Annotated in this window: 15 protein-coding genes; 11 read left to right on the top strand and 4 right to left on the bottom strand. The window is 62.9% G+C overall.

The features are described 5' to 3' along the window. Positions 1-7: 7 nt before the first annotated feature. From FJ954_RS25370 to FJ954_RS25360, 3 genes are read right to left on the bottom strand one after another with little or no spacing between them, the layout of a single operon-like run. Positions 8-1,222, bottom strand: coding sequence for a GNAT family N-acetyltransferase (locus tag FJ954_RS25370; protein WP_140664137.1), 1,215 nt, complete (start codon positions 1,220-1,222; stop codon positions 8-10). A gap of 55 nt (positions 1,223-1,277) precedes the next feature. Then, positions 1,278-2,006 (bottom strand): glycerophosphodiester phosphodiesterase, encoded by a 729-nt coding sequence (locus FJ954_RS25365; protein ID WP_140664135.1) that lies wholly within the window; start codon positions 2,004-2,006, stop codon positions 1,278-1,280. Between the two features lie 11 nt (positions 2,007-2,017). Continuing rightward, the gene (locus tag FJ954_RS25360; protein WP_140664132.1) at positions 2,018-2,482 is read right to left on the bottom strand and encodes a RidA family protein; all 465 of its coding nucleotides are present in this window, start codon (positions 2,480-2,482) and stop codon (positions 2,018-2,020) included. 138 nt (positions 2,483-2,620) lie between these two features. Here FJ954_RS25360 and FJ954_RS25355 point away from each other — a divergent pair, with 138 nt between their 5' ends. From FJ954_RS25355 to tsf, 5 genes are all read left to right on the top strand, one after another. Beyond that, the gene (locus FJ954_RS25355) at positions 2,621-3,451 is read left to right on the top strand and encodes a cell envelope integrity EipB family protein (protein WP_015317775.1); all 831 of its coding nucleotides are present in this window, start codon (positions 2,621-2,623) and stop codon (positions 3,449-3,451) included. 36 nt (positions 3,452-3,487) lie between these two features. Then, the gene (locus tag FJ954_RS25350; RefSeq protein ID WP_140616396.1) at positions 3,488-3,766 is read left to right on the top strand and encodes a DUF4031 domain-containing protein; all 279 of its coding nucleotides are present in this window, start codon (positions 3,488-3,490) and stop codon (positions 3,764-3,766) included. Further along, a complete protein-coding gene (locus FJ954_RS25345) occupies positions 3,763-4,374 on the top strand; it encodes a LysE family translocator (RefSeq protein WP_140664129.1) in 612 nt (203 codons plus the stop codon). The genes FJ954_RS25350 and FJ954_RS25345 overlap by 4 nt, the downstream gene beginning before the upstream one ends. A gap of 177 nt (positions 4,375-4,551) precedes the next feature. Continuing rightward, positions 4,552-5,334, top strand: a complete 783-nt coding sequence (rpsB, locus tag FJ954_RS25340; protein WP_015317778.1) for a 30S ribosomal protein S2 — start codon at positions 4,552-4,554, stop codon at positions 5,332-5,334. A 108-nt stretch (positions 5,335-5,442) separates the two neighbouring features. Continuing rightward, the gene (tsf, locus tag FJ954_RS25335) at positions 5,443-6,363 is read left to right on the top strand and encodes a translation elongation factor Ts (RefSeq protein ID WP_140664126.1); all 921 of its coding nucleotides are present in this window, start codon (positions 5,443-5,445) and stop codon (positions 6,361-6,363) included. 4 nt (positions 6,364-6,367) lie between these two features. On the opposite strand, the gene FJ954_RS25330 is transcribed toward tsf, so the two are convergent. Then, positions 6,368-7,312 carry a LysR family transcriptional regulator gene (locus FJ954_RS25330; RefSeq protein ID WP_140664123.1) on the bottom strand — a complete coding sequence of 315 codons (945 nt, stop codon included), beginning with the start codon at positions 7,310-7,312 and terminating at the stop codon, positions 6,368-6,370. Between the two features lie 117 nt (positions 7,313-7,429). Between FJ954_RS25330 and FJ954_RS25325 the strand changes: the two genes are divergently transcribed. The 6 genes from FJ954_RS25325 (at position 7,430) to FJ954_RS25300 (ending at position 12,217) form a co-directional block, all read left to right on the top strand. Then, positions 7,430-7,957, top strand: a complete 528-nt coding sequence (locus FJ954_RS25325; RefSeq protein WP_015317781.1) for a nuclear transport factor 2 family protein — start codon at positions 7,430-7,432, stop codon at positions 7,955-7,957. Positions 7,958-7,992: 35 nt separating this feature from the next. Continuing rightward, entirely contained in the window at positions 7,993-9,102 is a 1,110-nt protein-coding gene (locus FJ954_RS25320; RefSeq protein ID WP_015317782.1) for an aldo/keto reductase, read from the top strand. Positions 9,103-9,252: 150 nt separating this feature from the next. Then, a complete protein-coding gene (pyrH, locus tag FJ954_RS25315; protein WP_015317783.1) occupies positions 9,253-9,975 on the top strand; it encodes a UMP kinase in 723 nt (240 codons plus the stop codon). Positions 9,976-10,083: 108 nt separating this feature from the next. Next, positions 10,084-10,638 carry a ribosome recycling factor gene (frr, locus tag FJ954_RS25310; protein WP_015317784.1) on the top strand — a complete coding sequence of 185 codons (555 nt, stop codon included), beginning with the start codon at positions 10,084-10,086 and terminating at the stop codon, positions 10,636-10,638. A gap of 32 nt (positions 10,639-10,670) precedes the next feature. After that, positions 10,671-11,405: an isoprenyl transferase gene (locus FJ954_RS25305; protein WP_140664120.1), complete on the top strand. Its 735-nt coding sequence runs from the start codon at positions 10,671-10,673 to the stop codon at positions 11,403-11,405. Beyond that, entirely contained in the window at positions 11,402-12,217 is an 816-nt protein-coding gene (locus FJ954_RS25300) for a phosphatidate cytidylyltransferase (protein ID WP_140664117.1), read from the top strand. Before FJ954_RS25305 ends, FJ954_RS25300 begins: the two co-directional genes overlap by 4 nt. Positions 12,218-12,291: the final 74 nt, after the last annotated feature.

Below are 12,291 nucleotides of genomic sequence, written 5' to 3'. Positions count from 1 at the left end.
GAGCCTGCTATTCCTCGAGATCCTTGCGGAACGGGGTATGTTCTTCCAAATATTCGCCCATCCGCTCGACTTCGCGCCGCTCGCGCCTGAGATAATCGGCGACCGCGTTGCGCAGGCCAGGATGGGAAATGTAGTGGGCGGAATGCATGGTCACCGGCCGGTAGCCGCGCGCCAGCTTGTGTTCGCCTTGCGCGCCTGCCTCGACCACCTTCAGCTTGCGTTGGATGGCGAAGTCGATGGCCTGGTGATAGCAAACCTCGAAATGCAGGTAGGGGTGATCCTCGATGCAGCCCCAGTTGCGGCCGTAGAGCGCGTCGGAGCCGATGAAGTTGATGGCGCCGGCAATATAGCGCCCGTTGCGCTTGGCCATCACCAGCAGGATGTCGTCCGCCATGCGTTCGCCGATCAACGAGAAGAACTGGCGGTTCAGGTAGGGGCGGCCCCATTTGCGGCTGCCGGTGTCCATATAGAAGGCGAAGAAGTCGTCCCAGGCCTTTTCGGTCAGGTCCTTTCCGGTCAGCCAGTCGATCGAGATGCCATCGGCCAGCGCCTCGCGCCGTTCCTTCTTCATCGCCTTGCGTTTGCGTGAGGCAAGCGTGGCGAGAAAGTCGTCATAGGTTGAAAAGCCTTCGTTGAAGAAATGGAATTGCTGGTCGGTGCGATGCAGGAAGCCCGCGGCTTCCAGCGTCGCGACGTCGCTCTCCTGCACGAAGGTGACATGCGCAGAGGAGACGCCGAGCTTGTCGGTCACCATTTTGAGACCGGCCGCAAGCCCAGCCTTCACCGCATCCTGATCCTCGCCTTTGCCGACCAGCAGGCGAGGGCCGGTGACGGGGGTGAACGGCACGGCACTTTGCAGTTTTGGATAGTAACGGCCGCCGGCGCGCTCGAAGGCATCCGACCAGCCGTGATCGAACACGTATTCGCCCTGGCTGTGCGACTTGAGATAACAGGGAACGGCGCCGAGGAGCCTGCCTTGCGCGGTCTCCAGCCGCAGGTGATGACCTTGCCAGCCGGTGCGACGCACGGCACAGCCGGAATCCTCCAGAGCGCTCAAAAAAGCGAATGAAACGAGCGGGTTGTACCCAGCTTCCGTGTCGCCACGCGTGGTTCCGGCAAAGCCGTTCCATTCGTCGCAGGTAAAGGCACCGATGCCGGCGGCGATGCGGATCGAATAGTCCGCATTCGCCATTTGCCCGTCGCCGTCGTCGCCCTGATCCATGAGGCTTATTTAAGCTCCATTCGGGCCGCTACAAGTCACGTTTCGGGCACCCTGTTCAGGCGACTTCGACCAGGTCGGGTTCGAACCCTTCGAACGTCATCTGGTCGGCGTATCTAAAGGTCAGGTCGATCGCGGGCTGATCATGCACCGTCCAGGTGATGACAGGCATTTTGAGCTTTTCACGCACGAAGCTGACAAACGGGTTCGGCAAGTCGCCTGCGGCATAGGACGTAAAGGCGAGTTCGTGCGCCAGCATGGCGAAATGTGCTTCGATCAGCTTGGCGTCCTTGCCATAGGCGGTCAATCCAGCCGGGATGCCGGGCGCGTGTTTGGGGAAATCGCGGATCAGCCAGTGATCGAATGACATGATCGCCGCCTTGCCCTTGTAGCGCTTGAGCATCTTGCCGACGCGCGCCACCAGGCCTTCGTCGCGACCGGGAGTTCCTTTCAGTTCGACCACCATGGGCACGCGACCATCGACGAGGTCGAGTGCTTCCTGCAACGTCGGCACGTGATCCGCCGTGCCGCCAACCTTGAGCGCGGTAAGTTCGGCCGCGCTGCGTTGCCAGACGAAACCGTCCTGCCCGGTCAGCCGTTGCAAATCGTCGTCATGGATCACGACGGGAACGCCATCCGACGACAGATGTACGTCGCATTCGATGGCGTAGCCACGCTCGGCCGCAGCGGCGAAGGCGGAAAGCGTGTTTTCCCAGCGCGTCCCGTTCATGTCGTGAAAGCCGCGATGGGCAACGGGCCGGGCGGTCAGCCAGGATAGGTCTGTCATGGTGTTCGGGCTCACTCGACTTCGAAGATCGCTTCGATTTCCACTGCGGCATTAAGCGGCAGGGAGGCGGTACCGACGGCCGAGCGGGCGTGCTTGCCGCGCTCGCCAAGGGCGGCGACCAGGAAATCGGAGGCGCCGTTGGCAACCAGATGCTGCTCGACGAAGTCTGCGGCGGAGGCGACGAAGACGGTGATCTTCACCAGGCGGCGAATTTTCTCGAGGTCGCCGAGCGCGGCCTTGGCCTGTGCCAGAATGTTGATCGCGCAGTATTTTGCCGCGTCCTTGCCGCTTGCCGTGTCGACGTCGCGGCCGAGCAGGCCGCTTGCCTGCAGCTTGCCGTCCTTGAGCGGCAACTGACCAGCGGTGAACAGCAGGTTGCCGGTCCTGCAATAGGGCACGTAGTTGGCGGCGGGTGCGGCGGCGACGGGAAGCGTCACGCCGAGATCACTTAGCCGCTTTTCGATTGTTTCACTCATTGCTTTTCCCTATTGCTGGAAGGCGCCGCGCTGGCCGGGCCGAAATTGCTATTTTTGCCTCGCTTCCGCCACGACTTTTTTTAAGCTGGACCATCTTTCCCTGCGGCCTGCCATCAGCCGCGACGATCGGAGTACCTCATGCGCGCGACGCGCCTTGCATTCCACGCCGTTCTGTTGTCGGCGCTTTTGCCAACAGGCGCCGCTGTCGCCGCACCGGCGCTGCAGGCGCATCGCGCCGTCTATGATCTCACGCTCAAGAAGGCGGATGATCGGTCCGGCATCACCGGCATCACCGGCCGCATGGTCTACGAGTTCAATGGCTCGGCCTGCGAAGGCTATACGGTGAAATTCCGTTTCGTCACCCAGATCGCCACCAACGACAACACGAAGCTGACCGACCAGCAGACGACGACTTTCGAGGATGCCGAAGGCAAGACCTTTTCATTCGTGACCAAATCCTTTGTCGACCAGAACCTCGACAAGGAGGTCAAGGGTATGGCCACGAAAGACGCGAAGGGCCTCAAGGTCGACATCGACAAGCCGGAGAAAAACAGTCTCGAACTCGCCGCCACCCAGTTTCCGACCCAGCATCTGGTCGAGCTGATCGGCAAGGCCGAAAAAGGCGAAAACTTCTATCAGACCAACCTGTTTGATGGTTCGGAAGACGCCAACAAGGTGATGACGACCACCGTCGTCGTCGGCAAGAAGAGCGAGGCCGACAAGGCCGATCCGGAAGCGCCGGCATTGGCGAAGCTTGCCACCGACAAATACTGGCCGGTCGACATCGCCTATTTCGACGACAGCGCCCAGAACGGCGAGGAAGTGCCGGAATATCGGATCAGCTTCAAGCTGCACGAGAACGGCATCACCCGTGATCTCGTCATGGACTATGGCGACTTCTCGATGACCGGCAAGCTGGTCAACCTGTCGCTGTTCGACCAGACAAAGCCTTGCCCAGTATCGAAATAGCAGGGTCAGGCAATTGAGCTGGCCGTGGCGGGCTTGATGGCAGTCTATGTCGATGCGGCGATCTGGAAATGGGCCGGCCATCTCTGGTGCCATCTCCTAGCCGACGACACCGACGAATTGCATCGCTTTGCGGCGGAACTCGGCATCAAGCGCTCGTCCTACCAGGGCCCGCCCAAGACATCCGCTCCGCACTATGACATAACCGGCTTCGAGCGCGACCGTGCGGTGCGGCTCGGCGCCATCGAGTGCAGCCGCGAGCAGATCGTCGCCATCTTCCGGCGCGTGCGGGTGCCCAACGGAAAGTCCAAGCGATGACACCAACGGCATTCCTGGCATATTGCGCCGCTGTGACGCTCGCCGCCGCCACGCCGGGGCCGGCAATGTTCGCGGTCATCACCAACGGCGTGTCGCGTGGGTTCCTGCGGGCCTTCATGGCCGGCCTTGGGGTCGCCGCCGGCGATGCCGTGCTCGTCACTCTGGCGCTGCTGGAGCTGGTGGCCCTGGCTCAGACCTTCGAATGGATCTTCCTCCTGTTGAAATATGCCGGCGCCGCCTATCTGATCTTTCTCGGCGTCAGGATGTGGCGGGCCTCGGTCGCGCAATCGAATGAGCCGCGGACGGGGCAGGCGAAATTGTCCCGATCCTTCCTGCTCGGCGCGTCCATAGCGCTCGGAAACCCGAAGGCGATCCTGTTCCATGCCTCGATCATGCCGCTGATTCTCGACCTCGACACGATGGCCTTTTTCGATGGCCTGCTGGTGGTGGCGACCGTCATCAGCGTCAATATCGTGACAATGGGGGTCTATGCCGCGCTCGCGGGCCGGGCTTCGGGCTGGTTCAGGACACCCAGGCGCATGCGGCTGATGAACAGGTTCGCCGGCAGCGCCATGATCGGCACCGGAGCGCTGATTGCCGCACGCTAGGCGTTAAAGCGCCGCCCCGCTTGCGTTTGTCGGACTTCCCCTCTATATGCGCGCTCATTCCACACACGGACTTTGGTGTCTGCCCGGGAGAAATCCGGCTGAGACCTCCGGTGGCGTTCGAGGACCTCGGTCCAAAAATGCCTGTGTCCGTGGAGGCTAACCGGAAAGGAACTTAGAATGGCACTGCCTGATTTCAGCATGCGCCAGCTTTTGGAAGCTGGCATTCACTTCGGCCACCAGACCCACCGCTGGAACCCGAAGATGGCGTCCTACATCTACGGCGCCCGCAACAACATCCACATCATCGACCTCTCGCAGACGGTGCCTTTGCTGCACCAGGCGCTGAAGCAGGTTTCCGACACCGTCGCCAAGGGCGGCCGCGTGCTGTTCGTCGGCACCAAGCGCCAGGCGTCGGACATCGTTGCCGATGCGGCACAGCGTTCGGCCCAGTACTACGTCAACTCGCGTTGGCTCGGCGGCATGCTGACCAACTGGAAGACGATCTCGAACTCGATCCAGCGCCTGCGCAAGCTCGACGAGATGCTGGCCGGCGAAGCGCAAGGGTTGACCAAGAAGGAACGCTTGAACCTCGATCGCGAGCGCGAGAAGCTCGACAAGGCGCTCGGCGGTATCAAGGACATGGGCTCGACGCCCGACCTGATGTTCGTGATCGACACCAACAAGGAGGCGATCGCCATCCTCGAGGCCAAGCGCCTGGGCATCCCGGTCGTCGCCATCATCGATTCGAACTGCGATCCGGACAAGATCGATTTCCCGATCCCCGGCAATGACGACGCGGCCCGCGCCATCCAGCTTTATTGCGATCTGATCGCCAAGGCCGCCATCGACGGCATCGCCCGTCAGCAGGGCGCGCTCGGCATGGATATCGGCGCTTCGGTCGAAGCTCCGGTCGAACCGGCGCTCGATCCGGCTCCGGCGTCGGAAGCCCCCGAGGCTTGACAATCGAAGGCCGGTTGCGGCCTTCATCTTTCTCATATTTTGGCACGCTAAACAGACGCACCATCGAATACCGATGGTGCGTCGGTGCATTTAAACAAAGAGGCGACAATGAGCATTTCGGCTGCACAGGTCAAAGAACTCCGCGACTTGACCGGCGCGGGCATGATGGACTGCAAGGCGGCGTTGAACGAGACCAACGGCAACTTGGAAGAGGCCGTTGACTGGCTGCGCAAGAAGGGTATCTCCAAGGCCGACAAGAAGGCCGGCCGTACGGCAGCCGAAGGTCTGATCGGCGTCGACAGCGGTGTGCGTGAAGCTGCCGTGGTCGAGGTGAATTCCGAGACCGACTTCGTCGCCCGCAATGCCGCCTTCCAGGAAATCGTCGCCAACGTCGCCAAGGTGGCGCTTGCCTATGGCACGACCGAAGCGGTCGCCGCCGCCAAATATCCGGGCTCCGACAAGTCGGTCACCGACACCATCAAGGACGCGGTCGGCACTATCGGCGAGAATATGGGCTTCCGCCGCTCGGCCAAGCTCACCGTTCCGCATGGTGCGGTTGCGACCTATGTGCACAACGCTGTTGCCGATGGTCTCGGCAAGCTCGGTGTGCTGGTCGCGATCGAGACCACGGGCAACGAGCATGCCGCCAATGCCTTTGGCCGCCAGGTCGCCATGCATGTCGCCGCCACCAACCCGATGGCGCTGACCGCCGAGCAGATCGATCCGGCCGCGGTCGAGCGTGAGAAGGCAATCTTCTCCGACCAGGCGCGCCAGTCCGGCAAGCCGGAAGCCATCATCGAGAAGATGGTCGAGGGTCGCCTGCGCAAATTCTATGAGGAAGTCGTGCTCCTGAAGCAGGCCTTCGTGCTCAATCCCGACATCACCGTCGAGAAGGCGCTGCAGGATGCCGAAAAGGAAATCGGCGCGCCGGCCAAGATCACGGCCTATTTGCGCTTCGCCCTTGGCGAGGGCATCGAGAAGGAAGAGACGGATTTCGCCGCGGAAGTCGCGGCGGCGGTCAAGAAGTAACTTCTTACCGGTCCATTTCGCCTGTGTTTTTTCGGCCGGACATCCGCTGGGATGCCCGGCCGATTTCGTTCGCGGTGTCGATAAAGGCCCTGAGTTTGGGCGCCATCGCCGCGCGACGCGGAAAGTAGAGGAAAAGGCCGGGTTCCTCGATCGCTGATTGCGGCAGAACCTGCACCAGGCGACCGGCCGCGAGATCGGCGCGCGCCAGCGGCTCGAACATGTAGGCAAGGCCCACTCCGGCGAGAGCCAGATCGATTGCCGCAAGCGAGTCCGTCACGATGGCCGTACCGCTGGTTTCCATGACCACGTCCTTGCCGTCCCAGGTCAAATCCCAGCGATAGAGGGCACCGGAGCGAACGAGACGGTATCCGATGCAATTGTGGTTCGCGAGATCGGCCACGCTGCGCGGACGGCCATGTCGCCCGATATAGGCGGGCGAGGCGACGATAACGGCTTTGAAGGGCTGCGTCAGTCGGATGGCCACCATGTCCTGGGCGATCATCTCGCCGAGCCGGATGCCGGCGTCAAAACCTTCGCCGACGATATCGACCAACCCTTGATCGGCAAAAATCTCGACCGTGATGTCGGGATATCGCTCGGCCATCGCCGCCACGACCGGCGTCACAGCCAACGGCATTGCAATGTTGGAGGCGTTGATCCTGAGCAGCCCGGACGGCCTGCCCTTGACGCTGCGGATACGATCCATCCGCTCGGCGATATCCTGGAGGGCAGGGGCCGCCGTTTCCACCAGCGCCTTGCCCGCCTCGGTGAGCGAAACGCTGCGCGTCGTGCGCGCAAACAGCGGCTGGCCGATCCGCTCCTCGACGAGGCGCACTGCATGGCTGACCGCCGAAGGGCTCATGCCCAGTTCGGCCGCGGCAAGGGCAAAACCGCCGCGCCGGGCGACCGCAATGATGACAGGCAGATGGCTGAGCAGATCCCGGTCCATTCATGAACAGTATCGCATAGTCTTTGCGGACAATGCAATCTTATCGACGCCGAGGCAGAGGTCCACATTGTCGCCAACACATCGGCGATCGGGCTGATGGTATCGAGGAGAAGAGACATGAACGCCTTGAAACACGCTACCTTCGCCGCAGGGCTTGCCTTGGCGCCGCTCGACGCCGGCGGGGCCGAACCGATGGGCTGGCAGGCGCTTGCCGATGACCGCGCCATCATCCGCATCGCCGATGCCATCGACCGTGCGGTCGACGCGCAGGACTGGAAACGCGCGCGCAGCTATTTCGCGGATAGGGTCACCGCCGACTTCAGCAGCCTGTCCGGGCAGCCCGCAGCCAACATCGCCTCCGACGATCTGATCGGCGCCTGGGCCGGCAATCTCAAAGGCAGCAAGACCAGCCTGCATCTGCGCACCAATCACCAGGTCGTCCTTGAAGCGGACACGGCGACCGTTCTGTCGAACGGCTACGCCTGGAACCGGATGGAGGGTAATGGCGACCCGCTCTGGGAGGTCTGGGGCACGTATGAGCATCACCTCACGCGCTCCGCGGCTGGCTGGAAGGTCGATGGCTTCACCTTCCGCATGACGCATGAGCGCGGCAATCCCTGGGTCAAGGCGACACCTGGCCAATGACGCCCGCATCAACCGGACCAAGATCGGAAAAGACAATGACGATGAGCTACTACACACTCGGCAACAGCGGCCTGCGCGTCAGCCGGCTGGCACTGGGCACGATGACTTTCGGGACGGAATGGGGCTGGGGCGCGGACCGGGATACGGCGCGCGCGATGTTCGACGCCTATGTCGAGGCCGGAGGCAATTTCTTCGACACCGCCGACCTTTACACCGGCGGCACGGCCGAGACCTGGCTCGGTGAATTCGTGGCCGAGCGGGGCTTGCGCGACAAGGCGGTGATCGCCACCAAATTCACCATGAACTCGAACCCCGGCAATCCGAACGCCGGCGGCAATGGCCGCAAGAACATCATGCGTGCCGTCGACGCATCGCTGAAGCGGCTGGGTACCGACTATATCGATCTCTATCTCATGCATATCTGGGACAGGCTGACGCCGGCCGAAGAAGTGCTGCGTACGCTCGACGATCTGGTTCGGGCAGGCAAGATACGTCACATCGGCCTGTCCGACGTGCCGGCCTGGTATGCCGGGCGGGCGCAGGCGATCGCCGAACTGCGCGGCTATGAGCCGATCTCGGCGTTGCAGCTTGAATACTCTCTGGCGGAGCGTGCCATCGAGCATGAATTCGTGCCGTTCGGGACACGCCATGGCGCCGGCATCATGGTCTGGAGCCCGCTGGCAAGCGGACTGCTAAGTGGCAAATACCGCCCGGCGCAGGCGGGCAATGCCGGCCGGCTCGACGGCTTCCGCAACACCACCCACCCAGGCTTCCAGAAATTCAGCGAGCACAACTGGGCTGTGGTGGCGGAGCTGGAGAAAGTCGCCGCCGAACTCGGCCGCGGCATGGCTCAGGTCGCGCTGAACTGGGTGGCGACTCAGCCAGGAGTTGCCACCGTCATTCTCGGAGCAACGCGGCTTTCGCAGCTGCAGGATAATCTTGCGGCGCTCGATTTCTCCATACCGCCCGCGCTTCGCCAGCGCCTGGACAAGGTGAGCGGCACGCCGGCACCGTTCCCGCATTCTTATTTCGGTCCCGAGATCCAGGTCCGTGTCGCGGGCGGTGTCGTGACCGGCGACAAGCCGTCAGGCTACGCATTGCCGGTAGTGGTCGAAGGCGAGGCGGTTGCCATCAGCAGCAACTGATCCAGAAAGCCTGGAATTTTGCACAAGGGCGCGGCGTGACATCGCCGCGCCCTTCGTGTATCCGGTCAACCCGTCATGACAGCACCGCCGGGCGAAGCAGGGGGCGTTTTCGCCTTCAGAGCTTGCCACGCCGGAATTTCGAGGAACCAGATGACGGTCAAGCCCCGCTACCGACGTGTTCTGCTGAAAGCTTCGGGCGAAGCGTTGATGGGCGAACAGCATTTCGGCATCGACGTCTCGGTCGTCGACCGCATCGCCGGCGACATTGCCGAGGCCCGTGCGCTGGGCATCGAGGTGGGTGTCGTTATCGGCGGCGGCAATATCTTTCGCGGCGTGGCGGTCGCCTCCAAGGGAGGCGACCGCGTTACCGGCGATCACATGGGCATGCTTGCCACGGTCATCAATTCGCTGGCGTTGCGCACGTCGCTGAACAAGATCGGTGTCGATGCCGTCGTGCTGTCCGCAATTGCCATGCCCGAGCTTTGCGAGAGTTTTTCGCAGCGCCAGGCGACCGCCTACATGAACCAGGGCAAGGTGGTGATCTTCGCCGGCGGCACCGGCAATCCGTTCTTCACCACTGATTCGGCGGCGGCACTTCGCGCGGCCGAAATCGGCGCCGACGCGCTGTTCAAGGGTACACAGGTTGACGGCGTCTATTCGGCCGACCCGAAAAAGGACCCGAATGCGACACGTTTCGAGCGCATCAGCCACGCCGAAGTCATAAATCGCGGGCTTTCCATCATGGATACCGCTGCGATTGCACTTGCGCGCGAAAACAACATTCCGATAATCGTCTATTCGATCCACGAAAAGGGTGGTTTCGGCGATATTCTAAGGGGCGGCGGCCGCTGCACGGTCGTCGCGGACGAATGATCGGGGCCGATCCCTGGAAGGGGAAACCGGCTTTCGAAAATCAGGCTCGAACACGGGGCCCTTGCCCCGAAGCAGTGAACCCGCGGCAGACGGGTCGAGGAGACTAAGATGAGTGGTGAGTACGACGATCTGAAGCGGCGCATGGATGGGGCCATCGCCGCGTTCAAGCATGACCTGGCTTCGCTGCGGACCGGTCGCGCCTCCAGCAACCTGCTCGATGCGATCCAGGTGCAGGCCTATGGCACCACCATGCCGATCAACCAGGTGGCCAACGTTTCGGTGCCGGAGCCGCGCATGATCTCGGTCTCGGTCTGGGACAAATCGATGGTCGGCGCGGTCGACCGCGCGATCCGGGAATCCAATCTGGGCTTCAACCCGATCGTCGATGGCACCAATCTGAGGATTCCGCTGCCGGAGCTCAACGAACAGCGCCGCAAGGAACTGGTCAAGATCTCGCACGGCTACGCAGAGAACGCCCGTGTCGCCGCGCGCCATGTGCGCCGCGACGGCATGGATTTCCTGAAGAAGGCGGAGAAGGACGGCGACATCAGCGAGGACGATCAGCGCAAGCGTTCCGACCAGGTCCAGAAACTTACCGACGAAACCATCAGCACCATCGATCATCTGCTTTCCGACAAGGAAGCTGAAATCATGCAGGTTTAGGGTTGGCCCTTGGCTGACCCGAAAGCGAGATCATGACAACGCCCGCGCATGTCGCGATCATCATGGATGGAAATGGACGCTGGGCCAAGGCGCGCGGTATGCCGAGGCTCGCCGGTCATCGCGCCGGCGTCGAGGCCCTGCGCAAGGCGGTGCGCGCCGCCCCGGGTCTCGGCATCTCCTTCCTGACCGTCTACGCTTTCTCGTCGGAGAACTGGTCGCGGCCGAAGTCCGAGGTCAGCGACCTTATGGGTCTGTTGAAGCTGTTCATCCGTCGCGACCTTGCCGAGCTGCACCAGAGCGGCGTACGGGTCAGGATCATCGGCGACCGCACAGGGCTGCAGGCGGACATCAGAGGGCTGCTCGACGAGGCCGAATCGCTGACGATCCACAACACCTCGCTGACGCTGGTGATCGCCTTCAATTACGGCGGGCGCGACGAGATCGTCCGCACGGCGCGCAAGCTTGCGGCGGCCGTGGCCCGCGGCGAAATGGACAGCGAGGCTATATCGGCTGAAAGCTTTGCCGGCTCTCTCGACACGCAAGGCATTCCCGATCCGGAGCTGGTCATCCGCACCAGCGGCGAACTGCGCCTGTCCAACTTCCTCTTGTGGCAGGCCGCCTACAGCGAACTCGTCTTCCTGCCGTGCTACTGGCCGGATTTCAACCGCGAGCATTTCGCCGAGGCCTTGCGCGAATATGCCGGCCGCGAGCGCCGCTTCGGCGGACTGGGGCCGCAGGACGTCGCTTCGCGGCCGGCCGCGGGATGAGCAACCTTCAGCTGCGCGTCATCTCGGCCGTCGTGCTGGCCATTGTCGCCCTCGGCCTGACCTGGCTCGGTAGCCTGCCGTTCCGGCTGCTGTGCGCCATCATGGCGGCAATGATCTTCTACGAGTGGACACGCATGTCGCGGCCCGCCGCCGCCGACGGGCTTGGTTTTCTGCCGGAAGCGCTGATGGTCCTTTTCGTCGGCGCCTTGATTGCCGGCCTGCCCGCACGGTGGCTGCTGCCGCTCGTCGTGATTCTGGTTGCGACAGCTGCGATCACCGCCGGAGTTCGCAAGATCGGCCAGTGGGACGCCAGCGGCCTTGCCTATGCCTGCATGTCGGGCCTGTCGCTTGCCCTGCTGCGGGACGGCGACCATTCGGGCCTCGTCGCCATCCTGTTCCTGTTCGCGGTCGTCTGGGCAACCGACATTTTTGCCTATTTTGTCGGGCGTGCCGTCGGCGGGCCCAAACTGGCGCCTTCGATCTCGCCCGGCAAGACCCGCAGCGGCGCCCTCGGCGGGGCGGTCGGTGGTGTCGTGGCAGGGCTTCTGCTTGCCGCCTTCGCCGGCGCCGGCAACCTGGCGTTGCTGGGTGTTGTGGCGCTGGTGCTGTCGATCGTCGCCCAGGCCGGCGACCTCTTCGAATCCTGGGTCAAGCGGCGGCACGGCCGCAAGGATTCTGGCGTGCTCATCCCTGGGCATGGCGGCGTCATGGACCGTGTCGACGGGCTTGTCGCGGCCGCTCTTGCCCTATACGTCATCGGCTGGATCGCGGCGGGCGCCGAGCATCCGGCACAGGGGCTGTTTCCCATTTGAACGGTGTCATTCCACGATCTGGCGCGGGCGCCTTGGATTCGCCTGTATTGATGTCACAGTCACGCAGCGACGCG

The sequence above is a fragment of the Mesorhizobium sp. B2-3-15 genome (genome assembly GCF_006442875.1).
Classification (GTDB): domain Bacteria; phylum Pseudomonadota; class Alphaproteobacteria; order Rhizobiales; family Rhizobiaceae; genus Mesorhizobium; species Mesorhizobium australicum.
Note: the sequence above shows the minus strand (reverse complement) of the source record. Positions and strands in the feature narration are given on the sequence as shown.